Here is a 25,685-nt window from a genome sequence, read left to right on the forward strand (position 1 = left end):
TGTCAGGCGCCGGGGAAGGCCGCGACGAGCGCGTCGATGTAGGCGTTGGCGGACGGCACGCTGCCGAACATCCAGATGCCGTCGGGGAGCTTGCTGAGGTGCCCGCCCTTGACGAAGCCGAGCTGCTTCCACACCGCGTTACCGGTCAGCGCCTTGGTGAACTCGCCGCCGCCGTCGGTCTCGTTGGCGACGTACACGAACGTACTGTCCGCGTTGGTGATCTTGGTCAGGCCCTCGATGTCGGTCTGCGCCAGGCCGTAGTCCTTGTCGCCGCCCTCGGTCCACTGGTTGGTGAGGCCGAGCTCCCTGCCGAGACCGCCGAAGAACGAGCCCGGGGTGTACATGCGGATGGCCACGGTGCCCGAGTCGATCCAGCCGTCGGACATGGTGAACGGCGCCCCGGTCCTGCCGGCCTTGGCCAGCGCGTCCTTACCGGCGGCGACCTTCGCGTCGAAGCCTGCGAGGATCTCGGTCGCCTTGGCGGACGTGCCGGTCGCCTGGGCGAGCGTGGTCAGCGTCTTGCGCATGTAACCGATCGGGTCGGTGCCGTCGGAGCCCTTCAGCGCGATCACCGGCGCGGTCTTGGTGATCTGCTCGATCACGGTCGCGGGCAGGTCCGTCGTGGCGACCACGAGGTCGGGCTTGAGCGCGACGATGGCGTCGAGGCTGGGCTCGCCGCGGGTGCCGACGTCGGGCGTCGCGGCGTCGACCGGTGCCACGGTGTCGTAGATGTTGTAGTTCTTGACGTCGGCGACACCGACCGGCTTCACGCCGAGCGCGACCAGGCTCTCGGTCAGGCCCCACTCGAGGGAGACGACGGCCTTGGCGGGCGCGTCGAGGTGCACGGGGCCGCGCTCGTCGGTCAGGTCGACCGGGCCGGTGGCGGCGGACGCGCTGGGGGTGCCCGCGTCGTCGGCGTCCTCAGTGGTGCCGCAGGCCGTGAGCGCCAGGGCTGCCACCACGGCGGTGGCCGCTGCGGCCAGAGTCCGGCGCAAGGGGGTCGTACGCATAGAAAATTATCCTTAAAGGGTGGAGGACATACGGGTGGAATGGCGGCCGACCGGTTCGGTGCGGACACGCCCCCGGTCGTCGACCCGCACATCGATGCGCAGGCCGTAGACCTCGGTGAGAAGTTCGGAGGTGAGCACGTCGGCGGGGCGGCCGGTGGCTCGCACGACGCCGTTCTGCAGCAGCACGACGTGGTCGGCGACGGCGGCGGCCTGGTCGAGGTCGTGCAGCACCACACCGACCGCGGCGCCGTGCTCGTCGGCCAGGTCCCGGACGATGTCGAGGGTCTCGACCTGGTAGCGCAGGTCGAGATAGGTGGTCGGCTCGTCCAGCAGCACGACGCCGGTGTCCTGCGCGAGGCAGGTGGCGAGCCAGACACGCTGCAGCTCGCCGCCGGACAGTTCGTCGACCGGGCGCTCGGCCATCGCCGCGACCCCGGTCAGGTGCATGGCCTTGTCCACCGCGGCGGGCCCGTCGGGATCACCGGAGCCGAACCGCCCGCGGTAGGGGTGCCGGCCGTAGGCGACGACCTCTCTCACGCGTACGCCGCCCGGGGTGGGCCGCGACTGGGTGAGCAGGGTGACCCGCCGGGCGAACTCCTTGGGGTGCAGGGCGTGGGCGTCGCCGGGCTGCTCCCCGCCGAGCGTGACCGAACCGCTCTTCGGGGTGTGCAGCCGCGCGAGCGCACGCAGCAATGTCGACTTGCCGGAGCCGTTCGGCCCGACCAGTGCCACGACTTCGCCGGCACGCAGTTCGATGGCGGCGTCCCGGACGACCGTGCGGCCGTCGTACGCGAGCGTGAGACCGCCGCCCGAGAGCGCAACGGTCTCCGGAGAGGCTGTCATGCAGGTTAGGCTAACCTAAGCCCGGGACAGCCGTTCAGGGGGCCGGGCTTCCTCTCACAGGTTTGACCGGGAAGAATGCCGCCATGGCGGACATCGACAGGTCACCGGAGCCCACAGTCATCGGCTCGGGCCCCAGCCCCATGACGGTGCTGCTCTACACGCCACCGGCCGTCGTGCCGATCAGCTTCGCGCTCAGCCTGGCCGCGCAGAACAGCGCGTGGGGTGGCTTCTTCCAGGCGACCGCCGTCGTGGCGCTCTTCCTGAGCGCACCCGCGGCCGTCCACCGGATCTTCACAGCGCTCAGCCCCCGCCGGGCCGACGACGCCGCCGGCGGGACGCTGACCGGCACGTTCGAGCGCCGCCGCTACGCCGAGGCGCTCACCGCCGCCGGGCGGCTCGACGCCGCGATCCCGCTGCTGACCGAGATGCACGACGAGGGCTGGCCCGCGGTCGACCTGACCGAGGTACGCCGGACCAGCGGCCAGGCGCTGACGGTGCTCGCCGAGCGGCTTCGCATCCACGAGGCGATGGGCCGGCGCCTCACCGAGGTCCTCGACGAGCAGCACAGCGCCGACCTCACGCCCGCCAACAAGGAGCGACTGGCCGTAGCCGCCGACGAGCTGCGTGATGCAAGGGCGGCGTATCAGTCCTCGATCGAGGAGCCGATCACCTACCTGCGCGAGCTGGCCGACCAGGCCGAGCTGGCGATCGCGCACTGGGACCAGATCCGCCGCGGGGCCGACAGCGAGAGCCGCGTACGCCGCATCCTGCGCGACGCCCGCGCGGCCATCGACCACGCCAACTCCCCCACCACGGACCCGGACGCCGAGGTGCTGCCGACCCTGCGCGCGGTCAACGAGCTCGTCGAGAAGCACGGGCCCGAGCTGTACCGCTAAACCGTCCACACCAGACAGAACGGCTTTCCGGCGGGATCGGCGAAGACCCGCCAGTCATCGCCCTCGCCGTCCAGCCGGGTGGCGCCGGCTGCCAGTGCGGCCCGTTCCGCCACGTCCACGTCCCGCACGTGCACGTCGAGGTGGATCTGCTGCGGGTACGCCGGGTCGGGCCAGCGCGGCGCGGAGTAGTTCTCGACCTGCTGGAACATCACGGGCTGCGAGCCGTACTCGCCGATCATGGCCATGCCGTCCGCCTCGTACGTCACCGGCTTGCCGAGCAGCTCCGCGTAGAACTGGCTGAGCAGCTTCGCATCGGGACAGTCGAGCATGACGTCCCCCAGCGTCGTCGCCGGATCGCCGGGGTTGAGGCACAGATCGAACGGGTGCCCGGCCGGGTCGGCGAGCGTGTGCCACTTCTCGTTGCGGCGCAGCACGGTGGCGCCGAGCTCCTGGGCGCGCCCGGCTGCGGCGTCGATGTCCGGCACCCGGAAGTCGAGGTGCGCCTGCTGGGGATGCTCCTGCCCCGGCCACGCCGGTGCCACGTGGCCGGGTGCCAGCTGCAGCCCGATCCGCCACCCGTCCTCACTGAGCAGCGTGATCCAGTCGTCCCCGTCGTCCGCGGGCAGCCGCTTCCACCCGGTGAGCTGCTCGTAGAACGTGGCCAGGCGAAAGATGTCCGGGGCGTCCAGCGCGACGGCCCGCAAGGTGCCGATCTCAGAGGTCATACCGCCGATCCTGCCCGCCCGGGGCCGTTCACGCCCGGATCGCCGCGACCGCCTCGTCGTAGAGTTCGAAGACCGACTGTTTGCCGCCCCCCGTGGTCCAGGCGTCGACAGCCGCGTTCAGGCAGGCCAGCGCACTGGTCACGATCGCCGCGGCCCGGGGATCGCCGGCGCTGCCCGGGGGCACGCCGAGCCGGCGCTCGACCTCCGGGACGAGCTGGCCGGTCCAGCGCAGCTGCTTCTCGACCTGCCGCGCCCGCAGCGACGGCGTCTCGTGGAACATCGCCGTGATCCTGGCGGCCCACTCGGGGGTGAACTCCATCTCCGTCGCGAGCACGTCGAGCGCGGCCCGCAGCGCCTCCCACGGCCCCTCGGAATCCGGTCGCCCCGCCAGGACCTCCTGCACGCGGACTCCACGCTCGGCGATGTCCCCTAGCGCGATGTCCTCCTTGGACTCGAAGTAGCGGAACAGCGAGCGGCGGGAGACGTCGGCCTCGGCGGCGATCTGCTCCATCGTCGTCGCGTCGAAGCCCTGCTCCAGGAAGAGCCGCATGGCCGTGGCCGCGATGTCCGCCTTGACGGCCTGCCGCGTGCGCTCCCGTAGCCCCATGATGCCGATCATAGCGGGTGGTGCCGATCTGGCACTCAGTGCCATTTTGGCATACAGTCACCTCTATGACACCCGTGGACTATCGCAACCAGACCACCCTGATCACCGGCGCGAGCGCCGGCATCGGCCGCGAGTTCGCCCGCGCCCTCGCCCGCCGCGGCTCCGGCCTCGTCCTCGTCGCCCGCCGCCGGGACCGCCTCGACGAGCTCGCCGCCGAGCTCGACGTCCCGACGACCGTCATCCCGCTCGATCTCAGCGAGCCCGCCGCCGGGGAGCGCCTGGCCGCCGAGATCGCCGGCCGCGGGCTGAGCGTCACCAGCGTCATCAACAACGCGGGCTTCGGCTCACACGGCAACTTCCACGAGCTCGATCCGGGCCGCCTGCGCGACGAGATCGCCGTCAACGTCGCCGCGGTCGCCGACATCACCCGGGCGTTCCTGCCGGCGCTGCGGGCCGCGGGCACCGGGGTGCTGGTCAACATCGCGAGCCTGGGGTCGTACCAGGCAGGTCCGCACATGGCCCAGTACGCGGCGACCAAGGCGTTCGTGCTGAGCCTGACCGAGGCGGTGTGGCAGGAGAGCATCGGCACCGGATTGCGGGTGCTCAGCCTCGCACCCGGCCTGACCCGCACGGAGTTCTTCGACGTGGTCGGCAACGACTCCATGACCCGCTTCGGGCGGTTCCAGACCCCCGAGCAGGTCGTGGCGTACGGGCTGAGCGTCCTCGACCGCCGCAACCCCCCGCCGAGCGTGATCTCCGGGCTGCCCAACCGCATCATGGCGAACGCGGGACGCCTGCTCACCCGTCGCCGGATCGTGCTGATCGGTGGCGTCGCGGGCGGGTAGACAGTGTCTACGGTGACCTGGTAGACACTGTCTATGCCCGCCGACCTCCGCACCCGGCTCGTTGACGCCGGCGTTGCCCTGGTCGCCGAGGAGGGCACCGACGCGCTGTCGCTGCGCGAGATCGCCCGCCGCGCCGGGGTGTCGCACGGGGCTCCGCGACGCGTCTTCCCCACCCACCGCGAGCTGCTCGCCGCCGTCGCGCGGGAGGGCTACGCCGATCTCACCGACCGGGTCGCCCGGCTTCCCGTCGTGGGCGACCCGGGCACTGATCTGCTCGCGCTGGCGCGGATGTATGTGGAGTTCGCGCGTACCAATCGCGGGATGTTCGAGCTGATGTTCCGGCACGAGCTGCTCAGCGGGAACAAGGAGGGGCTCCGCGGGGTCAGCAAGCCACTTTTCGGCGTACTGATGGAAAGGCTCGGAGCGCAACAATCCGACGCTGCCGTAAGGGCCGGGGCCTTCTGGGCCAACCTGCACGGCATCGCCCAGCTCTGGCTGTGGGACAGCCTCCAGATGGCCACCGGCAACGACGACCTCGAAGCGCTGCTGCGCCGGGCCGTGCAAGCGCACACAGGAGCGACACCGTGCTGATCCCCCACCTCGTCCGGGCGGCCCTCGTCCCGGTGTCCCGGCTGGCGTTCCGGCCGACGATCGAAGGCCTGGCGCATCTGCCGACGGACGGCCCGGTCATCGTCGCGGCCAACCACATCTCCGCGCTGGACAGCTTCCTGATCCCGCTGGTCAGCCCGCGCCCGGTGTTCTTCCTGGCCAAGGAGGAATACTTCACCGGCAGCGGCCCGCTCGGCGCCCTCACCCGCACCGCCATCAGCGGTCTCGGCGCGATCCCGGTCCCCCGCGGTGGTCACCGCGCTGCCCAGGCCGCCCTGGAGGCCTCCCTCGCGGTGCTCAAGGACGGCCGGGCGTTCGGCATCCACCCCGAGGGCACCCGCTCCCGCGACGGCCGGCTCTACCGCGGCCGCACCGGCGTGGCCTGGCTGGCCATGGCCTCCGGCGCCCCGGTCGTCCCCGCGGCCCTGATCGGCACCGACCGCGTCCACCCGGTCGGCACCCTCATCCCCCGCCCGGGCAAGGTCACCGTCCGCTTCGGCGAGCCCCTGCACTTCCCGCAGCCCGCGGGCAGCGCCGCGAAGGCCCGCCGCGAGGCCACCGACCAGATCATGGACGCCATCGCGGCCCTGTCCGGCCAGGACCGCGCGGACACCTACAACGAGGTCTCCACCAGCGACTGACCGACACCGAGGCGCACGGTGACCACCTCACCGACGTCGATCCCCTCGGCCTTGCGCACCCACGTCTTCAGGGGCACCACATATCGGCCGTCCTTGGGCCACAGCGACGTGGTCCACCGCGTGCCCCCGATCTCGGCGTCTACCGGGATCATGCCCCACCCGTAGCTGACCTCCGCCGCGACCTCGGCGATCGCGGCACAGCCCTCCTCGGGCACGGTCACGAAATGCCACGGCGCCGGCCCCCGCCAGAACCACACCTCACCGGCGAACTCAAGCTCCATGCCGCCCCACGCTACCGGGCAGGTCAGGCAGGTGCCGGGGTCAGCCAGCGGTCCAGCTCGGTGAGGATGTTCCCGAGCTCGGGCCCGAGGGCGTCGGCGATCTCGGTCAGGGTCTGTCCCTCGTGGGCACGGCGGCCGGACTCGCTCAGGAAGATCTGGAAAACGCCGGCCAGGGCGATGCCCTGCAGCCGGGCGATCTCCGGCGGGACCGGGCTCGTCTCGCTGATCGCCGCGGTGAGCGCGGCGGCCTGGCGATCGGCCACCTCGAGGGCCAGCCGGTTGATCGCCGGACTGATGATCGCCAGATAGCCGAGCGTGCCGCGGGCACTCTCCTGTGGCATGTCCCGCATCGCCGACACCGCCTGCAGGACGTAGTCGCGGATCGCAGCCGCGGGGGTGGCCCCCGCGGGCCGGGAGCGGATCAGGTCGCCCAGCTGTTGCTGGATCTGCTGCTCGCGATCGGTGACCAGCTGCTCCTTGGTCGGGAAGTAGTTGTAGAGCGTCTGATCCGCCACCTCGGCCGCACGCGCGATCTCGCTGACCGTCACCCGCTCATAACCACGCTCGGCGAAGAGCCGCGCCGCGGTGTCGGCGATGAGCCGGCGGGTGCGCGCCTTCTTGAGGTCACGAAGTCCTGGTTCCGCCACCGCAGAAGTGTATCAAGCCACAAACTTGTAGCTGACTCCATAATTAGAGTACGCTCCAGGCATGCCTATCCCCCGTACGCCGTACGACCCCGAACTCGTCGCCATGGAGCCGGAGCAGGAGTTCCCGGCGTTCACCCGTGAACTGCTCGAAATGATGAGGTCCCGCCCGTCCGGCGGGGTCGCGCAGCTCGGCGCAGAGCTCGCCCGCACCGGTGTGCGGCACGAGGAGCGCACGATCGCCGGACCGTCGGGCGCCATCACGCTGTCGATCTTCACGCCCCGGGCCCCGCGGACCGGCATGCCCGCCCTGTACTCGATCCACGGCGGCGGCATGATCGCCGGCGACCGGTTCGGCGGCCTGGCGGAGTTCGGATTCCTCGACTGGGTGAACGAGTTCGGGATGGTCCTGATCTCGCCCGAATACCACCTGGCACCCGCCGTGCAGGGCACCGCACTCGTCGAGGACTGCTACACCGGGCTCACGTGGGTCGCCGGCAACGCCGGGAGTCTCGGCATCGACGCAGCGCGCATCATCCTGGGCGGGTTCTCCGGAGGCGGCGGCCTGGCGGCGGGCACCGCACTGCTCGCACGCGACCTGGGCGGCCCTGCAGTGCTCGGCCAGCTGCTGATCTGTCCGCAACTGGACGACCGGGGCCGGACCGTGTCGGCACGCCAGTTCAGCAAGGAGAACGGCGCCCGCCGCGGCCTGACGACGGACCACATCCGGTTCGCCTGGGACATGGTCCTGGGCGAGGGGCACGCCGAGGGCACACCGAGCCCCATCGCCGTCCCGGCCCGGGCCCCGGACCTGTCCGGACTGCCGCAGGCCTACCTCGACGCCGGCTCCGCCGAGCCCTTCCGCGACGAGACCGTCGACTACGCCTCCCGGATCTGGGCCGGCGGCGGACAGGCCGAGCTGCACATCTGGGCCGGCGGCTGGCACGGCTTCGAAACGGCTGCCAAGGCCACGGTGACCGCGGCGGCCCGCGCGGCCCGGGAAAGCTGGCTGCGCAGGATCCTCGCGGCCGGGTGAGACAGGCCCTTCTACACTGCGGCGGTGCGGACCGTGACAGTGCAGGGAACCAATGGCGCGACATGGCGGGTACGGGTGGTGTGGGAGCCACGCTGGCGGGCCCTCGCCCGGCGGTTCGGTGGGTGGCGGCGCAATCGCAAGAACGGACCGGATCTCGGCGGGCTCGACTTCCCGTCCAGCAGCCATTCCGGTGGCGGTGGCGGTGGCTGGGGTGACCTCGGCGACGACATCGCGATCGGCATCGCGATCATCGTCGGGATGATCGTGTTCGGGGTGCTGTTCTGGTGGTTCCTGCTTCCGCTGCTGCTGCTCGTGCTCGACGTGGTGGTCGTGGTGGTGCTGCTGATCGCGGGCATCGTGGGCCGGGTGCTGTTCCGCCGGCCCTGGATCGTGGAAGCGACCGGCGATGGCGGCGCCCCGGTGGCAGCCGAGGTCGTCGGCTGGCGGGCGGCGCTGCGCAGCCGGGACGAGATCGCGGACAGGCTGCGGCTCGGCTATTCGCCGCAGGACGCCGTGACGGCGGTCCGGCTGCCCGGCGCTCAGAGGCTGTAGGCGTACCTCACCCGGCGTTGGCCGTCGTAGATCGCGCGCAGCCACGGCTCGCGCACCGCGGGCAGCCGGGCCAGCGTCGCGTGGAAGGCTCGCGCGTCCGGGCGGAAGGGCGTGTGCGGGTGCAACGGCAGCGGATCGTCGCGCATCGCGTCGTCGGGCATCGCACCGGCTCCGGGGACCGGCCTGCGGTCCCGGGTGAACGCGAGCCATACCCACACGTCCCACTCCAGCGGCGCCACGGGCGTGGCGCCCGGCGACGGCCACGACTCACCGGTCTGCGGATGCCGCGGAACCAGCAGGATGTCGGCCCCCGGATCGACCGGCACCCCCGGCCCGGCCATCACCACCCTCTTCTCCGGCAACCCCCGGCCGGGGGGCACGACGATGCGGGCGCCGTCCGCTGCCGCGACCAGGTGGGCGAGTGCCACCCCGGCCGCGGCAGTCCAGCGTAGATCCCAGTGTCCCTGCTGCTCGACGGGCGGCGTCCCCGGCCGCAGCCCCCGCAGATCGGCCCAGTCGTCGACCGGGTCGGCACCGTCCTCCCGAGCAACCACGGCGCCGGGGTCCAGCCACACCGCCTGCCAGTACGAGCAGTCGTCGATCCGCGTCGCCACCGGCCGGCCGCACTGTTCACACCCCAGGTTCAGGCCGTCCACCCCACCGGTGAGCCCGAGGCAGTAGCCGTCGTCACGCCCGCCGATGAACGCCGTGCCGCGCACGTCCCCGGGTGCGATCACCACCGAGCCCGCCGGCCCGAGCGACAACGCGAAGACCGGTGCGTACAGGCCCTGCGCCTGCCCCTCGGCCTCGTCCCCATCGCGCCACGGCGATCCGGACCGGTGCGGCTCAACGGCAAAAGTGCCGGCCTCCATGAGTACGCCGAGAAAGTCATGCCACGCGTCCTGGTGAGCATGCGCGGGCAGAGCCACCCTTTGCACCGGAACGGTCAGCGCCGCGCCGCATCCTACGCACGCGAAAACTGTCACGCGCCGAGGATAGACAGGTGGCATCATCGGCGGCGATGGGATTTCTCGATACGATCGCCGCCAGGGTGGCCGCCGGGTCCACAGTCGACTTCCGGCCGACCGGCTCCTCGATGGTGCCCCTGGTCCGCAGCCGCCAGCTCGTCACCGTCGCCCCGGTCGACCCCGCCAGGCTCGAGGTCGGTGACATCGTCCTGGCCAAGGTCGCCGGCACGACCTACCTGCACCTGGTGTCGGCCCTCGACCCCGGCAAGGGCCGCGTGCAGATCAGCAACAACCGCGGCCGGGTCAACGGCTGGACCACCCACCCCAGGATCTACGGCATCTGCACCGCCGTCGACGGCACCCCCCGCCCCCGCCTCACCGGCAAACAGGCTCAACCACGCTGAGCCGGCAACAGAATCAACCACGCTGAGCCGGCAACAGGCTCAACCACGCTGAGCCGGTCATGCCGAGGTGTCATCCTCGAACTCGTGCACGGCCGACCGGCCGACCTTGGGTCCAGGTGGGCACGGTCGATCGCGCGATCCAGCCGCTCGCCCCATGGCGGTCGCGCGGTGGAGATCGACAGCACGAACCCCAGCGAGCGGCCGTCGTCGAGCAACTCAGGTGGTCCGAGTATCCATTTCCGCCGGTCGGCCATGTGCTGGGACGACGCTCGCAACGCATTGGCGACCGACGCGGGCGCCGCCCGTTGCATCAAGGCAACCAGTTGATCGAATGATCCTCTTGCCTGAAACCCCCCCATCGGACAGGAGCACCGCCAGCTCACCGGTGTCGCTGAGGTACCGGTGAGCTGGCGCCGATGAAGTATCAACCGCTACCCGCCGCACGCTCAGCGCAGGGCGGGGAGGACCTTCGCGCCGAAGGTTTCGATGAATTCGGTGAGGTCCTGGCCGACGTGGTGCAGGTAGATGCGGTCGAAGCCGAGCTCCTCGTAGCCGCGCAGCCAGGTGATGTGCTGGTCCAGGTCGGCGGAGATGTTGACGACCTTGCGGACCTCGTCGAGGGTGACGTGTTCGGAGATGACGTCGAAGTGTTCGGCGGTTTCGAGGTCCCAGCAGATGGGGGGCGGGAAGATGTTGCTGCGCCACTGGTCGTGGGCGATGCGTTCGGCTTCGTCCTGGGTGGGGGCCCAGCTGAGGTGGACCTGGAGCGAGATCGGGCCGCGGCCGCCGTTGTCGCGGTAGGCGGCGATCATGGCGCGCAGGTGTTCCTCCGGGGCGTTGACGGTGACGAGGCCGTCGGCCCAGGTGGCGCACCAGGCGGCTGTTTCGACGCTGACCGCGGCGCCGATCAGCGGTGGGGTGATCTCCGGGCGGGTCCACAGTTTGGCGCGGTCGACCTTGATGACACCCTCGCGGGTGACCTCCTTGCCTTCGAGCAGGCCGCGGATCACGTCGACGCTCGCGAGCAGGCGGGCGTTGCGGACGTCCTTGCGCGGCCACGGCTCGCCGGTGATGTGCTCGTTGCTGTATTCGCCGCTGCCCATCGCGGCCCAGAAGCGGCCCGGGTACATCGTCCCGAGCGTGCCGATGGCCTGCGCGATGATCGCCGGGTGGTAGCGCTGGCCGGGGCGTTGACCACGCCGAAGCTGAGGTTGGTGGCCTGCAGCGCGGCACCGAGCCAAACCCAGGCGAAGGCGGACTGTCCCTGGCGCTCGCTCCACGGGGAGAAGTGGTCGGAGCACATGGCCGCGTCGAAACCGGCGCGTTCGGCGGCCACCACGGCGTTCAGCAGGTCGGTGGGCGGGATCTGCTCGTGGGAGCAGTGAATTCCGTAGTCCGTCATACGGGTTGTACCTACCCGGCTCGCACGCCCGGCAACCCGGGGTCATAACTTAAACCCATGATTCGCTGGGTGTACGCGGTGATCGAACGGCCTGCCGAACAGCTCGACGCCGCAGTGGCGTTCTGGTCCGCGGTCACCGGCACCCACCGGTTGCACCGCGATGACGCCGACGACTGGCTCGAGGTGCGGGAGGGAGACGGTGGCGCCCGGCTGCGCTTCGCCAGCGACGACGTGCCCGCGCTGGTGGCGGCCGCGATCGGGCTGGGCGCGACGACCGGCGACGAGCCGCACGTGCTGCGGTCCCCCGCCGGGCTGGCGTTCGAGGTCACGCAGTGGGAGGGCGAGACGCGGTTGCTGCCCGCCGGGGCGCGGAGCCAGCTCGATCAGGTGTGCCTCGATGTCGCGCTCACGGCGTACCCGTCGGAAATTGATTTTTGGGGTGAGCTCACCGGATGGCAGCTGCAGTCGTTTCCGCCGCAGTTTCGCCGGCTGGTGCGCCCGCAGGGCATTCCCGTGCAGATCCTGCTGCAGAGCACCGACGACGGCTCCACCAAGGCGCACCTCGACATCGCCAGCGCCGACGCGGAGGGCGACCGACGGCGTCACGAGGCGCTGGGTGCGACCCTCGTGCAGGACTTCCCCGAGTGGATCGTGATGCGCGATCCGGCCGCCGGCATCTACTGCTTGACCAGGAGGAATCCCCGTGACTGACGCCTTCTACCTCGACTGTGACACCGGTGTGGACGACGCGCTGGCGATCTCGCTGCTGCTGCACAGCCCGGGCGTCGAGCTGCTCGGCGTCGGCACGGTCAGCGGCAACACCAGCTCCGGGCAGGCCGCGCGGAACACTCTCAACGTGCTCGCGCTGGGCGGACGTCCGGGCGTACCCGTCGCGGTCGGGGCGCACCACCCACTCGAGGGAGTTTTCGCAGGGGGCGCGACCGTCGTCCATGGCGGTAATGGCATCGGCGGGGTGGAGCTGCCGCGCTCCCCGGACGAACCGGTCCCGGCGCAGGCGGTGGATCTGCTGCTCACGCTGGCCCGGGCCCGCCCCGGTGACCTGCGCATCCTCGCGACCGGCCCGCTCACCAACCTCGCGCTGGCGCTGCGCCGCGAGCCCCGCCTGCCGCACCTCGTCCGCGACGTCACGATCATGGGTGGTGCGGTGCGGGTGCCCGGCAACATCACCCCGCACGCCGAGGCCAACATCGCCAACGACCCGGAAGCCGCCGCCGAGGTCCTGGCAGCGCCCTGGCCGGTGACCCTGGTCCCGCTCGACGTGACCCTGGAGCACCGCTTCCAGATCAAGGACCAGGAAGCAATGCGTGCGCACGGTACGCCGCTCAGCGCCGCGATCGCCGACATGCTCACGGCCTACTACGACTTCTACGAGCCCCTGCTCACGGTCCGCGAGGTCCCCCAGCACGACGCCCTCGCCGCCGCGGTGGCAACGGGCGCGGTCACGCCGGCGGACGCGCCGATGCTCGGGCTGCGGGTGGAGCTGACCGGCGACGAGCGGGGCCGGCTCGTCGAGGACGCTTCGGTCGCCGCCCGGACCCGGGTCATCCTCAGCCTCACGTCGGAAGCCGCGCCCGTCATCCTCTCGCTCGCCGCAGGCCCGCGGTAGCCACTGCACGCGTCCGGTCGCCGCGGCTCTCCCTGCCCGCGTCCGGTCGCCGCGATTTCTACTGCACGCGCAGGGAGGTCATGCCGCCGTCGACGCGCAGGATCGCGCCGGTGGTCGAGGCGGCGAGGGGTGAGGCGAGGGAGGCGACGGCGTGGGCGATCTCGTCGGCGGTGACCAGGCGGCCGAGCGGCTGACGGGCCCGGAGCGCGGCCGCGGCGGCGTCCGGGTCCTCGGCGGCACCGAGCAGCCGGCCGACCCACGGCGTGTCGGTGGTGCCGGGTGCGACGGCGTTGACCCGGATCCCCTCGGCGACGTGGTCCGCGGCCATCGCGAGGGTGAGTGCCAGGACAGCGCCCTTGCTCGCGCTGTAGAGGGCCCGCTGCTGTACGCCGACGAACGCCACCGCCGAGCACATGTTCACGATCACCGGGCTCGACGACCCGCGCAGGTGCGGGAGGGCGGCCCGCGACACCCGGGCGATCCCGGTGACGTTCACGTCGAGGACCCGGGCCCACTCGGCGTCGTCGTTGGCGCCGACGTCACCGGTGGCACCGATCCCGGCGTTGTTGACCACGATGTCGATACCGCCGAGCCGCTCGGCGACGCCGGCCACGGCCCGGTCGACCGCCGTGGCGTCGGTGATGTCACAGTCCAGGGCCAGCACGCCGGCCGGGGCCTTGCCCGCGTCGCGGTCGAGCACGGCGACCCGTGCACCCCGATGGTGCAGCAGCGTCGCGGTCGCCGCGCCGATGCCGCCGGCACCACCGGTGACGACGGCGACGAGGCCCTGGAACTCGTTCATGGTGTCCCCCGTAGTCGCGGATCGATGTGGACCTTCGGGCCCGCACCCGTGGTGGGTGTACCGGCCAGGACCGATCCGGCCTGGTCGAGACCGACGGTGGCGGCGACGAGCGGGCGCGGATCGACGACACCCGCGGCGTACGCGGCGATGGTGTCCTCCAGGCCCGGGGAGGCGGAGAGGATGCCGACGGCGGTGACGTCCTTGAGCGCCAGGCGGCGGGTGTCGATCAGGCTCGGGCTGCCCGCGAGCCCGATGTAGACGAGCCGCCCGGCAGGTTCGACCAGGTCGAGCGCGCGGGCCGGCAGCGGGGCGGCGTTCGAGGCGTCGATCACGGCGTCGTACGGCAGATCGGGAAGTTGATCCTCGGTCCAGGCGTGCTCGAAGCCGATCGACCGGGCAAATTCTAGAGATTCCGGGGTACGCCCCAGCAGGTGGACCTCGGCGCCGGCCGCCCGGGCGAACATGGCGGTGAGCAGCCCGATCGTGCCCGGCCCGAGGATCAGGGCACGGTCACCGGCGCCCATTCCTGCGGCCTGCGCGGCCCGCCACGCGTTGCCACCGGGTTCGACGAGAGCACCGAGGACGGGGTCGACGGCATCGGGCAGGTGGTGCAGCGAGGTGGCCGGGACCGCGAGCTGCTCGGCGAGCGCGCCGGGGCGGCCGCCGCGGATGCCGACCTCCTCACGCTGCTCGCAGACGTGCTGGTGGCCGCGCAGGCAGCGCCGGCAGGTCCCGTCGCCGAGCATGGTGTCGCCCATGACCCGTCTGCCGAGCCAGGCGGGGTCGACGCCGGCGCCGAGGGCGGTGACCGTCCCGGACCATTCGTGGCCGAGCCGCATCGGGAAGCGGGCGTGCCCGTCGTGCAGGTACGACATCTCGCCGGTGAAGAACTCCATGTCGGTGCCGCAGATGCCGACCCGCTCCACGTCGACGACGGCCTCGCCCGGCGCGGCCTGCGGTGGCGGGACGTCCTGGACCGCACCGACGCCCGGCGCGGTGAGTACAAAAGCTCTCATCGGGGCGCGATCACGTTCTGCCGCTGCGAGCCCAGGCCCTGGATGCCGAGCTCCATCACGTCGCCGGGCTGCAGCCACACCTGCGGGGTGAAGCCCATGCCGACACCCGGCGGGGTGCCCGTGTTGATCAGGTCGCCCGGCTCGAGGACCATGAACTGGCTCAGGTAGTGGACGATGAAGTACGGGTCGAACACCATCGTCCTCGTGTTGCCGGACTGGCGGCGGGTGCCGTTGAGGTCGAGCCACATGTCGAGGGCGAGCACGTCCCCGATCTCGTCCGGCGTCACCAGCCACGGGCCCGCCGGGTTGAACGTCTCCGCGGACTTGCCCTTGCTCCACTGCCCGGAACGCTCCATCTGGAACGCCCGCTCGCTGACATCGTTGACCACGGTGTAGCCGGCGATCGCGGCGCGGGCCTCGGCAACGTCGTCGAGGTAGCTCGTGCGGCGGCCGATGACGATGCCGAGCTCGACCTCCCAGTCGGGTTTCGTCGAGCCACGCGGGATGCGTACGTCATCGTGGGGGCCGATGAGGGTGTTGGGGGATTTGGTGAACAGGATCGGCTCGGACGGCACCGCCTGGCCGGTCTCCTCCGCGTGGTCGCGGTAGTTGAGGCCGATGCACAGGATCTGGTGCGGGCGGGCGATCGGCGCGCCGATGCGCTCCCCGGCGAACGGGGCCGGTGTCCCGGCGGCGACCAGCGGGGCGATGCGCTCGATCCCGCCGCTGCCGAAGAACTCCTCGTCGAAGTCGTCCACGACGTCGGACAGGTCGACGTAACTGGTGTCGTCGACGCGGGCGACGGGCTTTTCGGCGCCGGGGGCACCGATGCGCATCAGGTACACGGGCGGAACTCCTGAGGTTGGTGCCAGGCCGGCACGAGATGACCGGGCACGTCCACGCGTACGGTGAAGATCCGGCCGGAATCGGGGAATTGCTGCCGTTGCTCGTCGGTGAGGTCGTCGGTGGCAGTGGTGATCACCAGGCGGCGCAGGTCGTCATCGGCGAACGCGACGCTGGACGTGTGCGGGGCGGGCACGGCGATCCGCTCGACGCAGGTGCCCGCGGGGTCGTATCGGCGGACCTCGCCCGCTCCCCAGACCGCCATCCAGAGGTGATCGTCGGCGTCCATCGCGATCCCGTCCGGATAGCCCTCGTCAAGCGTGATGAACGTGCCGCGCGGCCCGAGCGTCGCGTAGTCGCGGACGGAAACGGTGCGGCGCAACGTGTCCACGCTGAACAGGCGGCTGCCGTCGGTCGACCACGCCAGCCCGTTGGACAGCGTCAGGTCGTCGTCGATCGTCGTGATCGCGCCGTCGTTCTCGAGCCTGACCAGCACCTCTCGCTGCGAGTCGCCCGCGAACGCCAGCGTGCCGACCAGAAAACGGCCTTCAGGGTCGGTTTTGCCGTCGTTGAGCCGCCTTTTCGCGACGACCCGCGGCGGCTCGGGGGCCGGCGACCGCGGCGGCTCGGGTGCCGGAGACCGCGGCGGCTCGGGTGCCGGAGACCGCGGCGGCTCGGGTGCCGGAGACCGCGGCGGCTCGGGTGCCGGGATGATCGTCGGGCCGGTTCGGCGGGTGCCGTCGGGGTGCAGCAGGACCAGGCCGGTCTCGGCAGCCACCAGCAGACTCCCGTCCGCAGCCACAGTGACCGCACCGACCATGGTCTCCCAGGCGATCCGGTCCTCAACTATCAGCCGGTCACCGTCGAACACACCGGCGAGCACGGCCCGCCCCACGATATCCACCCACAGCAGCCGTCCGCGGCGAGAATCCCAGACCGGACCCTCCCCCAATATGTACGCCTCCCGCGTCGCCACCCTCGCCACGCGCCCGGTCACCGCGATCGTCCCAGCTCGCCCAGCTCCTCGACGATGCCCCCGACCGCGGCGACCAGCACGCCGACCGGGGTCCGGTAGGTGAGGCCGCTGACACTGACCGCCCCTGACGCGACCGTCGGCGAGGTCAGATAGACCGGCACGGCAACGCAGTTCACGCCCACCTCGTTCTCCTGGTCGTCGACGGCGAACCCGCGCTCGCGGATCACCTCGAAGTCCTCGTGCAGGTGCGCGGCGGTGCAACGCGTGTTCGGCGTACGCCGCTCCAGCTCCGCGCCGCCCACCCACTGCCCGACCGCGTCGAGCGTGGTCAGGCGCGAGGCGAGCAGCAGTTTGCCCACGGCGGTGGTGTGCGCGGGATTGCGGCCGCCGACCGTGGAGGTCAGCCGGACGGCACCGCGCGGCGGGTCGGTCTTCGCCCGGTAAACCACCTCACGGTCGTCGAGCACGGCGTAATGTGCGGTTTCGCCGTATCTCGTCGCGAGGGCTTCAAGGGCGGGCCGGATCCGTACGTGCTCGGGGCGCTCCTCGTGGTGCGCGAAGGCCATCCTCAGGAACTCGTCGCCCAGGACGTAACGCCCGCGGGTGTCCTGGTCGGCCAGCCCGGCCCGGCGCAGCGCGACCAGCCCGCGGTGCACGGTCGGTTTAGGGCTGCCGATGACCTTGGTGAGCTCCTCGAGGCCGATCCCGCCCGGGTGCCGCGCCAGCTCCTTCAGCACCGCCAGAACCCGGTCGGAGCCGACCAGCTTGGCTTCCTCGACTCCGGCTTCCTCAGCGGCACCTGTTCGCGTACTCTCCATGATGTTCCGAATATTAGATCATCATTCCAATTACCGGAAGTGACTCATGTCGGACCTTCACAGCTCGGATCTTCGCAGCTCACAGTGGTACGCCGGCGACGACCGCAACGCCTACATCCATCGCGCCTGGATGCGCCGCGGCGTGCCGGACTCCGCGTTCACCGGCCGCCCCCAGATCGCCATCGCCAACACCGCCTCCGACCTCACCCCGTGCAACGCCCACCTCAACGAGGTGGCCCAGTCGGTGAAGAACGGCATCTACGAGGCCGGCGGCATCCCCCTCGACCTGCCCGTCGTGTCGCTCGGCGAGACCCAGGTCCGCCCCACCGCGATGCTCTGGCGCAACATGGCCGCGATGGCCACCGAAGAGATGCTGCGCGCCAACCCCATCGACGGCGTGGTCCTGCTCGGCGGCTGCGACAAGACCATCCCGTCGCTGCTCATGGCCGCCGCCTCGGTCGACCTGCCCGCCGTCGTCGTCCCCGGCGGCCCGATGCTCACCGGCACGTTCCGCGGCGTCCCGCTCGGCTGCGGGACCGACGTCTGGCGCCTCTCCGAGGAGGTCCGCGCCGGCACCCTGTCCCAGGAGCAGTTCCTGCGCTCCGAGTCCGCGATGATCCGCAGCCGCGGCCACTGCAACACCATGGGCACGGCATCGACGATGGGCCTGCTCGCCGAAGCCCTCGGCACCGTCCTCCCCGGCCTCGCCGGCACCCCCGCCCCCGACAGCCGCCTGCTCGAAGGGGCTCACGCCTCCGGCCGCCTCGCCGTCGACCTCGTCACCGCCGGCCGCGTCCCCAGCACCCTGCTCACCCGCGGCTCGTTCCACAACGCGATCGTCACCCTCGCCGCCATCGGCGGCTCCACCAACGCGGTCGTCCACCTGCTCGCCATCGCCGGCCGCCTCGGCATCGACCTCACCCTCGACGACTTCGACCGGATCGGCTCCCACGTCCCCCTGCTCGTCGACCTCCAGCCCGCCGGTCGCTTCCTCATGGAGGACTTCCACCGCGCCGGCGGCCTGCACGCCGTCCTGCGCGAGATCCGCGACCTGCTCGACCCGGCCGCACTCACGGTCACCGGCCGCACCCTCGTCGACCACCTCGACGACGCCCCGACCTGGGACCCCGAGGTCATCCGTCCCCGCAAGGACCCCCTGATCGCCGAGGCCGGCATCGCGGTCCTGCGCGGCTCGCTCGCCCCGTCCGGCGCCCTGATCAAACCGGCCGCCGCCTCACCGCACCTGCTCCAGCACCGCGGCCGCGCCCTGGTCTTCGACTCGATCGAGGACTTCCACGCCCGCGTCGACGACCCCGGCCTCGACGTGGACGCCGACACGATCATGGTCCTGCGCGGCTGCGGCCCCAAGGGCTACCCCGGCATGCCCGAGGTCGCCAACATGCCCCTCCCTCAGAAACTCCTCGAACAGGGAGTACGCGACATGGTCCGCATCTGCGACGGCCGCATGAGCGGCACCGCGTACGGCACCGTCGTCCTGCACGTGGCCCCCGAAGCCGCCGCCGGAGGCCCCCTCGCCCTCGTCCGCACCGGCGACATCATCAGCCTCGACGTCACCGGCCGCCGCCTTGACCTCGAGGTCCCCGCCGCCGAACTCGCCCAGCGCCGCGCCGGCGACTCCACCACCGCTGCCTTCGCCGACCCGAAACGCGGCTGGGAACGCCTCTACGTCGACCACGTCCTGCAGGCCGACACCGGCGCCGACCTCGACTTCCTCCTCGGCTCCAGCGGCTCAGCCGTCAGCCGCGAATCCCACTGATCCTCTCGCCGGTCAGGATCGCGGGCGGTCGCCCAGCAGCCGGGTGGCGAGGACCGCTGCCTGGGTGCGCCGCTCGAGCCCGAGTTTCGCCAGCAGGCTCGACACGTAGTTCTTGACGGTCTTCTCCGCGAGGAACATCTTCCCGGCGATCTCCCGGTTGGTCAGCCCCTCGGCGACGTACTCGAGGATGCGGCGCTCCTGATCGGTCAGCGCGGCGAGCTCCTGCGGCTGCTCCACCCCGCTGCGGATCCGCTCGAGCACCCGCTGCGTCACCGCCGGATCGAGCAGTGACTGTCCCCCGGCGACCCGGCGCACGGCATCCACCAGGTCGGTCCCCCGGATCTGCTTCAGCACATACCCGGAGGCCCCCGCCATGATCGCCGCGAACAGGGCCTCGTCATCCTCGTACGAGGTGAGAATAAGCCCCTTGATCGTCGAGTCCACCGCGCGCACGTCCCGGCAGACATCGATCCCGTTCCCGTCCGGCAACCGGGCATCCAGCACGGCGACATCGGGCCGCAACGCCGGGATCCGCCGGGCGGCCTCCTGCGCCGACCCGGACTCCCCCACCACCTCGATGTCGCCGCCCGCGTGCAGAAGGTCGGCCAGCCCCCGGCGCACCACCTCGTGGTCGTCGAGCAGAAAAACACGGATCATAGGACCTTCCTACCGCCCCGCAAGGCCCCCACCAAGGGCCGAAGGTCCCGAACGGCTCAGTTGCCCGCGCCGAGGCTGGACATGAACGCGGCCGGATAGCGGTCGCCGCGTGCGGTGCCCGCGGGTACCGCCTTTTCGATCTCGGCCAGGTCGTCGCCGGTGAGGACGAGCTCCGTCGCCGGCAGGGCCTCGCTCAGCCGCTCCCTCGTGCGGGCCCCGGCCAGCGGGACGATATCCGGGCCCTGGGCGGCCACCCAGGCGATCGCCAGCTGAGCCACGGAGCAGCCCTTCGCCACCGCGATCCGGCGCAGCGCGTCCACCAGGGCGAGGTTGTGCTCCACGTTGCCGTCCGCGAAGCGCGGGCTCCTACCGCGAAGGTCCCCCGGCCCGGCGACGTGACCGGCACTCCAGTGCCCCGAGATGAGGCCCCGGCCGAGCACGCCGTACGCGGTGAGCCCGATGCCCAGCTCCCGCAGCACCGGCAGGATCTCCGCCTCCACCGCCCGGGAGATCAGCGAATACTCGAACTGCAGGTCGGCGATCGGATGCACGGCGTGCGCCCGGCGGATCGTCGCGGCGTCGACCTCCGACAGACCGACGTGCCGCACGAACCCGGCGTCGATCATCTCCTTGATCGCACCCACCGTCTCCTCGATCGGCACGGCGGGATCGAGCCGCGCGGGACGGTAGATGTCGATGTAATCCGTGCCCAGCCGGGTCAGCGAGTAGGCCAGGAAGTTCTTCATCGCCTCGGGACGCGAGTCATACCCGCCGAAGCTGTGCCCCGCGCCCATCAGCATGCCGAACTTCACGCTGAGCTGGTAACTCTCCCGGTCCCGGCCACGCAGTGCCTCGCCGAGCAGCATCTCGTTGTGGCCCGAGGCGTAGAAGTCGCCGGTGTCGATCAGCGTCACCCCCGCATCCAGCGCCGCGTGCACCGTGGCGATGCTCTCCGAGCGGTCCGCCTGGCCGTAGGCACCCGACATGCCCATCGCGCCCAGTCCCAGCGCGGAGACGACCGGGCCTGACTTCCCCAAAGTTCGTGTCTGCATCTCGTTCTCCTCCATCGTCGGTCTGCCACCACGCTGCGCCCGTTTCCCCCGGCGCGGGAGCGGAGCGTTCATCGTGGGATCGCCGCTCCCTGGATACGGCCGCCGCCCGCGGGGGACCATGGGGTCATGCAGCGTGACCAGCTCGCCGACTTCCTGCGCCGCCGCCGCGAGGCCATCCGCCCGGCCGAGGTCGGCATCACGGACGGCCCCCGCCGCCGCACCGCGGGCCTGCGCCGCGAGGAGGTCGCGATGCTCGCCGGGATGTCGGTCGACTACGTGGTCCGCCTCGAGCAGGGCCGTAGCAGCCAGCCCTCGACCCAGCTGCTCGGCGCGCTGGCCCGGGCGCTACGCCTCTCCGACGACGAGCGGGGCCACCTGTTCCACCTGGCCGGCCATCAGCCACCGCCGTCGGACGGGGTCGCCGGTCTGGCTCGCGCCGGCCTCATCCGCATGCTGGACCTGCTCGGCGACAGCCCCGCGCTGGTGATGTCAGACCTGGGTGAGGTCCTCGCGCAGAACCGGGCCTCCATCCTGCTGACGGGCGTTCAGACGGGTCAGACCGGCGACCGGCGTTACATCGTGTTCCGCTGGTTCACCGATCCCACGTTCCGCATCACACACCCGTCCGAGGATTTCGACCTCCGCGCCCGCCAGCTCGTCGCCGACCTGCGGGCGACCGCCGGGCGGCGTTCCGGTGACCCCGACATCGCCGGGCTCATCTCCCGGCTGCTGGCCGCGAGCGAGCAGTTCCGCCTGCTGTGGGCGGACCACGAGGTGGCGGTCAGGCGAGCCGACCGCAAAACCATGGTGCACCCCCGGGTGGGCCCGCTCGTGCTGGATTGCGAGACCCTGATGACCCCCGATCAGGGCCAGCATCTGGTGGTGCTCACCCCGGCTGACGCGGAGACCCGTGAGCGGCTGGCACTGCTGCGCGTCCTCGGCGTCGAGGAGTTCGCGACCGGCGGATCATGAGCTCTGACGGCTCCACTGCATGGACATGCCCGTCGCGCCGCGTTCGGTCCGGATCTCCATCATGGTGCCGAGGATCGTGGCCCGGTCGAGCAGGATCGGGCGGTTGTCCAGGCCGAAGGTGACCCGGTCCGAGACGAAGACGGGGGTGCCGGGCGGCTGACGCATCAGCGCCGCGGTCTTCTCGTCCAGGATCCCGGGGCGCAGCACCTCGGCGGCCCGGTGGACGACGATGCCGTGCTCCGCGAGGACGGCGTAGAGCGATGCCCCGCTGTAGTCCAGGTCGGCCAGGGGCACGCCGGCGGGTTGCGGCGCCCACGACAGCTGGTGGACCGCCGGGCGTCCCGACAACAGCCGCAGGCGTTCGAGGCTCAGGACGCGCCGGGTGGCGGGGACGTCGAGCTGGGTCGCGGCCCAGGCCGGGGGGCGTTGCAACGACTGCGCGACGATCAGCGTGGTGACGCTCTGGCCCTGGGCCTTGAGGTCCTCGGCCAGGCCGCGCAGGGAGTCGAGGCGATACATCAGCCGGGGCGACGTCACGAACGTGCCCCGCCCCGGCTCCTGCGAGACCAGGCCCTCGTCCTCCAGCCGCTGCAGGGCCTGCCGCAGCGTCACGAGGGTCACGCCGTACTGCGAGCTGAGCTCCTTCTGCGGCGGCAGCATCGCGCCCGGGGCCAGCTCGCCCGCACGGATCTTCGCGGTCAGGTCATCGGCGATCACCTGATATTTCGGCGTACGGCGTTGCAGTGGACACCCCCTGGTCGAGCGCGGCGCGCAGGGCCCCGACCTCCCGCCGGAGATCAGCGGGCGAAGCCCCGTCCAGAACCCTACGCATCAGCGCGGCCCCGACGACCACCCCGTCCCCGGCGCGTCCCGCGACAGCCGCCTGCTCCGGCGTCGACACCCCGAACCCGATGAGCACCGGCAGCCGCTGCACCGGATCCGCGCCGTCGCGTGACCCCGCGTGGAAAACACTCGCGGCCGGCTCGGCGAGCAGCAGCTTCGCGCGGCGGGCGAGGGCTTCGGCCTCGGGGGCGAGTGTGGTTCGCTCTCCGGTGACGCCCATGACGCTCACTGCGTACACAAATCCTTGGCTGCGGTGGCAGATCTGGCGCAAGCGATCGTCGGGGGTTACCGGTGCGGCGAGCAGGATCATGTCGATGCCGGCGGCAGCGGCGGCGGATTCGAGCTCCGCCGACTCCTCGAGCGGCAGGTCCGAGACGATCAGGCCACTCACGCCCGCCCGGGCGAGACGCTCGATACCCACCTTCAGGACCAGATTCGCGTACGCCATGACGATGATCGGTACGCGCAACCGCCCCCGGATCGCGGTCAGCTCGTGCAGGATCGCGTCCACTGTCGCACCACGGGTGAGTGCCTGGTCCGAGGCCTGCTGGATCGTGGTGCCGTCGAGCATCGGATCGGAGAACGGCAGGCCGACCTCGATCGCGTCCGCCCCCGCCTCCTGATAGGCGAGCAGGTAGTCGGTCCAGCCGGCTGTGACACCACCGGTCAGAAATGGCACCAGCAGCGGACGACCGGTACCCAGCCGCAAAGTCACGACGCCACCTGGAGCTGGGCCATGTCCTTGTCGCCGCGGCCGGAGAGCGTGAGCAGGACCGTCGAACCGTGCGGCAGTTCGTCCGTCCCGGCGGCGCGCATCACCCAGGCGACGGCGTGGGCGGATTCGAGCGCGCAGATGATCCCCTCGGTCCGGGCGAGGCGTTTGAGGGCGGTGAGCACCTCGTCGTCGGTGACGGTGACGTACTGCGCCCGGCCGGATTCGCCGAGGTGGGCGTGTTCCGGGCCGATGCCGGGGTAGTCGAGGCCGGCGGCGATCGAGTGGGCCTCCGCGATCTGGCCCTCGGCGTTCTGCAGGACCAGGGAGCGCGATCCGTGCACGACGCCGACCGTTCCGTCGGTCATCGCCGCTCCGCCGGCCGCTTCGACGCCGATGAGGCGCGCGCCGGTGTCCGCGAAGCCGGCGAAGGTGCCGGCGGCGTTCGATCCCCCGCCGACGCAGGCGACGACGACGTCCGGCACGCCGGCGGGGAGCTCCGCGGCGACCTGGCGGCGGGCCTCGTCGCCGATCACCCGCTGAAATTCCCGGACCATCCAGGGGTACGGGTGCGGCCCTGCCACCGAGCCGAGGCAGAAGTGGGTGTCGTCGACGTTCGCCACCCACTGCCGCATGGCCTCGTTGGTGGCGTCCTTGAGCGTCCGGCTGCCGGTGGTCACGGGCACGACGTCGGCGCCGAGCAGGTTCATCCGGAAGACGTTGAGCGCCTGCCGCTCGATGTCGCGTTCGCCCATGTAGACCGTCGCACGCAGCCCGAACAGCGCGGCCGCGGTGGCTGCCGCGACGCCGTGCTGGCCGGCGCCGGTCTCGGCGATGAGCCGGGTCTTGCCCATCCGGCGGGCCAGCAGCGCCTGCCCCAGCACGTTGTTGATCTTGTGGGATCCGGTGTGGGCGAGGTCCTCCCGCTTGAGCAGCAGCGTGATCCCGAGTTCGGCGGAGAGGTTCCAGGCCGGCGTCAGCGCGGTCGGGCGGCCCGCGTGCACCGCCCGGAAGAGATCAAGCTGCTGGCGGAACCCAGGATCGGTCCAGGCGTCGCGGAAAGCCTCCTCGAGCGCGGCGCACGCCGGTATGAGGGATTCGGGCACGAACCGGCCACCGAACGATCCGAACCGGCCACCGGCCACCGGGTCGCGCATGCCGCGCTGGGTCGCGAGGGTCATCACGGGCCTCCAAAGTTATAGAACTCTTGAGGCATCATGACATAACTTCCGCCAGAGTTCTATAACTCTTGGAGCGCCTCGAACCAGCCCAGCGCCATCTTGCGGTAGCCGGCGTCGTTCGGATGGAGCTTGTCGGCGAGGTCCCGCCCGCGCACCGCGCTCTGATCGACCAGGTGGAACTGCGCCCCCGCCGCGGCAACGACGGTCACCACGTGAGCGTTGTAGGCATCGGCGCGCTCCTGCCGCACGGCACCGTCGCCGACGTCCCGGTTACCTACGATCCGCGCCACGAGCACCTGCGCACCGGGCCGGTCCCGGGCGATCTGCGCGAGGAGACGGGTGAGCACCTGCGGGGCGAACCGGGCCGCTTCCGGCGTACGCAGATCGTTGGTCCCGGCATGAAGAACAACCACATCCGGCCGGTACGCGATCAGCCAGCGATGCAGACGCTTCGCCAACTGCGTCATGGTCCACCCGGAGTGACCCTCGTGATCGTTGTCAGGCCCGTCCCCCGAGCGCTGGGAGCCCACGAAATCGACGTCCCACCCGGCACCGGTCAGCATGCGGTAGAGGTCAGCGCGGTATCCGTCCTCGTGCACGGACCCGGCACCGGCGGTGATCGAGTCACCGAGCGGCATGACCCTGATCCGGCGCCCGGCCGCGAAACCCGGCTCAGGCACGGCCACCTCCGGATGCGAGGGCGGTGCGGGCGTAGGCGCCGACCGGGTCGGGACCGGTTCCGAACATGCCGTGAGCAGCAGAGCGGTCGTCACCGCCGTCAGCACCTGCACCCTCAGCCGCATCATCAGCCCCCGTAGGCCCCTTCGGCCTCCGCCCGGAAGAACTGATCAGGATTCACGTTTTTCTTGCCGGACCGAGGGGTGCCTTCGACACCATTCGATGAAAAATGCGTTCTGCCGGCACGGCGGCCGGGTCGATAATGCTG

Annotated in this window: 29 protein-coding genes and 1 pseudogene; 11 read left to right on the plus strand and 19 right to left on the minus strand. The window is 71.3% G+C overall.

Annotated elements, in window-relative coordinates:
• Positions 1-2: 2 nt before the first annotated feature.
• Both Ahu01nite_RS07220 and Ahu01nite_RS07225 read right to left on the minus strand, forming a co-directional pair.
• Complete coding sequence (locus tag Ahu01nite_RS07220; RefSeq protein ID WP_203835632.1) at positions 3-1,010, minus strand: ABC transporter substrate-binding protein; 1,008 nt, start codon at positions 1,008-1,010, stop codon at positions 3-5.
• A gap of 12 nt (positions 1,011-1,022) precedes the next feature.
• A complete protein-coding gene (locus Ahu01nite_RS07225; RefSeq protein ID WP_203835633.1) occupies positions 1,023-1,853 on the minus strand; it encodes an ABC transporter ATP-binding protein in 831 nt (276 codons plus the stop codon).
• 83 nt (positions 1,854-1,936) lie between these two features.
• Between Ahu01nite_RS07225 and Ahu01nite_RS07230 the strand changes: the two genes are divergently transcribed.
• Positions 1,937-2,749 (plus strand): hypothetical protein, encoded by an 813-nt coding sequence (locus tag Ahu01nite_RS07230; RefSeq protein ID WP_203835634.1) that lies wholly within the window; start codon positions 1,937-1,939, stop codon positions 2,747-2,749.
• On the opposite strand, the gene Ahu01nite_RS07235 is transcribed toward Ahu01nite_RS07230, so the two are convergent.
• A complete protein-coding gene (locus Ahu01nite_RS07235) occupies positions 2,746-3,474 on the minus strand; it encodes a VOC family protein (RefSeq protein ID WP_203835635.1) in 729 nt (242 codons plus the stop codon). The two genes, Ahu01nite_RS07230 and Ahu01nite_RS07235, sit on opposite strands and share 4 nt — an antisense overlap.
• Before the next feature lie 28 nt (positions 3,475-3,502).
• Positions 3,503-4,081, minus strand: a complete 579-nt coding sequence (locus Ahu01nite_RS07240) for a TetR family transcriptional regulator (RefSeq protein ID WP_203835636.1) — start codon at positions 4,079-4,081, stop codon at positions 3,503-3,505.
• Between the two features lie 65 nt (positions 4,082-4,146).
• Between Ahu01nite_RS07240 and Ahu01nite_RS07245 the strand changes: the two genes are divergently transcribed.
• The 3 genes from Ahu01nite_RS07245 to Ahu01nite_RS07255 are packed head-to-tail and all read left to right on the plus strand — an operon-like array spanning position 4,147 to position 6,176.
• Positions 4,147-4,926 carry an SDR family NAD(P)-dependent oxidoreductase gene (locus Ahu01nite_RS07245; RefSeq protein ID WP_203835637.1) on the plus strand — a complete coding sequence of 260 codons (780 nt, stop codon included), beginning with the start codon at positions 4,147-4,149 and terminating at the stop codon, positions 4,924-4,926.
• Between the two features lie 33 nt (positions 4,927-4,959).
• Positions 4,960-5,517: a TetR/AcrR family transcriptional regulator gene (locus tag Ahu01nite_RS07250; RefSeq protein WP_203835638.1), complete on the plus strand. Its 558-nt coding sequence runs from the start codon at positions 4,960-4,962 to the stop codon at positions 5,515-5,517.
• A complete protein-coding gene (locus tag Ahu01nite_RS07255) occupies positions 5,511-6,176 on the plus strand; it encodes a lysophospholipid acyltransferase family protein (RefSeq protein WP_307794516.1) in 666 nt (221 codons plus the stop codon). The genes Ahu01nite_RS07250 and Ahu01nite_RS07255 overlap by 7 nt, the downstream gene beginning before the upstream one ends.
• On the opposite strand, the gene Ahu01nite_RS07260 is transcribed toward Ahu01nite_RS07255, so the two are convergent.
• The gene (locus Ahu01nite_RS07260; protein ID WP_203835639.1) at positions 6,149-6,457 is read right to left on the minus strand and encodes a DUF1905 domain-containing protein; all 309 of its coding nucleotides are present in this window, start codon (positions 6,455-6,457) and stop codon (positions 6,149-6,151) included. The two genes, Ahu01nite_RS07255 and Ahu01nite_RS07260, sit on opposite strands and share 28 nt — an antisense overlap.
• A gap of 23 nt (positions 6,458-6,480) precedes the next feature.
• Entirely contained in the window at positions 6,481-7,104 is a 624-nt protein-coding gene (locus tag Ahu01nite_RS07265; protein WP_203835640.1) for a TetR/AcrR family transcriptional regulator, read from the minus strand.
• Positions 7,105-7,165: 61 nt separating this feature from the next.
• Between Ahu01nite_RS07265 and Ahu01nite_RS07270 the strand changes: the two genes are divergently transcribed.
• Both Ahu01nite_RS07270 and Ahu01nite_RS07275 read left to right on the plus strand, forming a co-directional pair.
• On the plus strand, positions 7,166-8,137 hold the full coding sequence (locus tag Ahu01nite_RS07270) for an alpha/beta hydrolase fold domain-containing protein (protein WP_203835641.1): 972 nt from the start codon (positions 7,166-7,168) through the stop codon (positions 8,135-8,137).
• Positions 8,138-8,161: 24 nt separating this feature from the next.
• Positions 8,162-8,689 carry a hypothetical protein gene (locus Ahu01nite_RS07275; protein ID WP_203835642.1) on the plus strand — a complete coding sequence of 176 codons (528 nt, stop codon included), beginning with the start codon at positions 8,162-8,164 and terminating at the stop codon, positions 8,687-8,689.
• On the opposite strand, the gene Ahu01nite_RS07280 is transcribed toward Ahu01nite_RS07275, so the two are convergent.
• On the minus strand, positions 8,677-9,675 hold the full coding sequence (locus Ahu01nite_RS07280; protein WP_203835643.1) for a hypothetical protein: 999 nt from the start codon (positions 9,673-9,675) through the stop codon (positions 8,677-8,679). The genes Ahu01nite_RS07275 and Ahu01nite_RS07280 overlap by 13 nt on opposite strands.
• A 35-nt stretch (positions 9,676-9,710) precedes the next feature.
• On the opposite strand from Ahu01nite_RS07280, the gene Ahu01nite_RS07285 reads away from it, so the two are divergent.
• Entirely contained in the window at positions 9,711-10,061 is a 351-nt protein-coding gene (locus Ahu01nite_RS07285) for a phage repressor protein (RefSeq protein ID WP_203835644.1), read from the plus strand.
• A gap of 446 nt (positions 10,062-10,507) precedes the next feature.
• Here Ahu01nite_RS07285 and Ahu01nite_RS07290 read toward each other — a convergent pair.
• A pseudogene (locus Ahu01nite_RS07290) lies at positions 10,508-11,463 on the minus strand (TIGR03885 family FMN-dependent LLM class oxidoreductase).
• 57 nt (positions 11,464-11,520) lie between these two features.
• Here Ahu01nite_RS07290 and Ahu01nite_RS07295 point away from each other — a divergent pair.
• Both Ahu01nite_RS07295 and Ahu01nite_RS07300 read left to right on the plus strand, forming a co-directional pair.
• The gene (locus Ahu01nite_RS07295) at positions 11,521-12,174 is read left to right on the plus strand and encodes a VOC family protein (protein WP_203835645.1); all 654 of its coding nucleotides are present in this window, start codon (positions 11,521-11,523) and stop codon (positions 12,172-12,174) included.
• Positions 12,167-13,090: a nucleoside hydrolase gene (locus tag Ahu01nite_RS07300; protein WP_203835646.1), complete on the plus strand. Its 924-nt coding sequence runs from the start codon at positions 12,167-12,169 to the stop codon at positions 13,088-13,090. The genes Ahu01nite_RS07295 and Ahu01nite_RS07300 overlap by 8 nt, the downstream gene beginning before the upstream one ends.
• Positions 13,091-13,148: 58 nt before the next feature.
• On the opposite strand, the gene Ahu01nite_RS07305 is transcribed toward Ahu01nite_RS07300, so the two are convergent.
• Genes Ahu01nite_RS07305 through Ahu01nite_RS07325 form a run of 5 tightly spaced genes read right to left on the minus strand, consistent with a single transcriptional unit; the run spans position 13,149 to position 17,545 of the window.
• Positions 13,149-13,892, minus strand: coding sequence for an SDR family NAD(P)-dependent oxidoreductase (locus Ahu01nite_RS07305; protein WP_203835647.1), 744 nt, complete (start codon positions 13,890-13,892; stop codon positions 13,149-13,151).
• The gene (locus Ahu01nite_RS07310; RefSeq protein ID WP_203835648.1) at positions 13,889-14,908 is read right to left on the minus strand and encodes a zinc-dependent alcohol dehydrogenase; all 1,020 of its coding nucleotides are present in this window, start codon (positions 14,906-14,908) and stop codon (positions 13,889-13,891) included. The genes Ahu01nite_RS07305 and Ahu01nite_RS07310 overlap by 4 nt, the downstream gene beginning before the upstream one ends.
• The gene (locus Ahu01nite_RS07315; RefSeq protein WP_307794517.1) at positions 14,905-15,744 is read right to left on the minus strand and encodes a fumarylacetoacetate hydrolase family protein; all 840 of its coding nucleotides are present in this window, start codon (positions 15,742-15,744) and stop codon (positions 14,905-14,907) included. Before Ahu01nite_RS07315 ends, Ahu01nite_RS07310 begins: the two co-directional genes overlap by 4 nt.
• Positions 15,744-16,748, minus strand: coding sequence for an SMP-30/gluconolactonase/LRE family protein (locus Ahu01nite_RS07320; RefSeq protein WP_203835650.1), 1,005 nt, complete (start codon positions 16,746-16,748; stop codon positions 15,744-15,746). The genes Ahu01nite_RS07315 and Ahu01nite_RS07320 overlap by 1 nt, the downstream gene beginning before the upstream one ends.
• Positions 16,745-17,545: an IclR family transcriptional regulator gene (locus Ahu01nite_RS07325; protein WP_203835651.1), complete on the minus strand. Its 801-nt coding sequence runs from the start codon at positions 17,543-17,545 to the stop codon at positions 16,745-16,747. Before Ahu01nite_RS07325 ends, Ahu01nite_RS07320 begins: the two co-directional genes overlap by 4 nt.
• A 46-nt stretch (positions 17,546-17,591) precedes the next feature.
• On the opposite strand from Ahu01nite_RS07325, the gene Ahu01nite_RS07330 reads away from it, so the two are divergent.
• The gene (locus Ahu01nite_RS07330) at positions 17,592-19,322 is read left to right on the plus strand and encodes an IlvD/Edd family dehydratase (RefSeq protein WP_203835652.1); all 1,731 of its coding nucleotides are present in this window, start codon (positions 17,592-17,594) and stop codon (positions 19,320-19,322) included.
• 12 nt (positions 19,323-19,334) lie between these two features.
• Here the strand turns inward: Ahu01nite_RS07330 and Ahu01nite_RS07335 are convergent, their stop codons facing one another.
• Complete coding sequence (locus Ahu01nite_RS07335) at positions 19,335-19,979, minus strand: response regulator (protein ID WP_203835653.1); 645 nt, start codon at positions 19,977-19,979, stop codon at positions 19,335-19,337.
• Between the two features lie 56 nt (positions 19,980-20,035).
• A complete protein-coding gene (locus Ahu01nite_RS07340) occupies positions 20,036-21,031 on the minus strand; it encodes an aldo/keto reductase (RefSeq protein ID WP_203835654.1) in 996 nt (331 codons plus the stop codon).
• A gap of 126 nt (positions 21,032-21,157) precedes the next feature.
• Between Ahu01nite_RS07340 and Ahu01nite_RS07345 the strand changes: the two genes are divergently transcribed.
• Entirely contained in the window at positions 21,158-22,003 is an 846-nt protein-coding gene (locus tag Ahu01nite_RS07345) for a helix-turn-helix transcriptional regulator (protein WP_203835655.1), read from the plus strand.
• On the opposite strand, the gene Ahu01nite_RS07350 is transcribed toward Ahu01nite_RS07345, so the two are convergent.
• From Ahu01nite_RS07350 to Ahu01nite_RS07365, 4 genes are read right to left on the minus strand one after another with little or no spacing between them, the layout of a single operon-like run.
• Entirely contained in the window at positions 21,998-22,720 is a 723-nt protein-coding gene (locus tag Ahu01nite_RS07350; RefSeq protein WP_203835656.1) for a GntR family transcriptional regulator, read from the minus strand. The genes Ahu01nite_RS07345 and Ahu01nite_RS07350 overlap by 6 nt on opposite strands.
• Complete coding sequence (gene trpA, locus Ahu01nite_RS07355; RefSeq protein WP_203835657.1) at positions 22,707-23,561, minus strand: tryptophan synthase subunit alpha; 855 nt, start codon at positions 23,559-23,561, stop codon at positions 22,707-22,709. The genes Ahu01nite_RS07350 and trpA overlap by 14 nt, the downstream gene beginning before the upstream one ends.
• Positions 23,558-24,739 (minus strand): tryptophan synthase subunit beta, encoded by a 1,182-nt coding sequence (gene trpB, locus Ahu01nite_RS07360; RefSeq protein WP_203835658.1) that lies wholly within the window; start codon positions 24,737-24,739, stop codon positions 23,558-23,560. Before trpB ends, trpA begins: the two co-directional genes overlap by 4 nt.
• Before the next feature lie 59 nt (positions 24,740-24,798).
• On the minus strand, positions 24,799-25,419 hold the full coding sequence (locus Ahu01nite_RS07365; RefSeq protein ID WP_203835659.1) for a GDSL-type esterase/lipase family protein: 621 nt from the start codon (positions 25,417-25,419) through the stop codon (positions 24,799-24,801).
• Between the last annotated feature and the right edge of the window lie 266 nt (positions 25,420-25,685).

This window comes from Winogradskya humida, from assembly GCF_016862215.1.
GTDB classification, from domain to species: domain Bacteria; phylum Actinomycetota; class Actinomycetes; order Mycobacteriales; family Micromonosporaceae; genus Actinoplanes; species Actinoplanes humidus.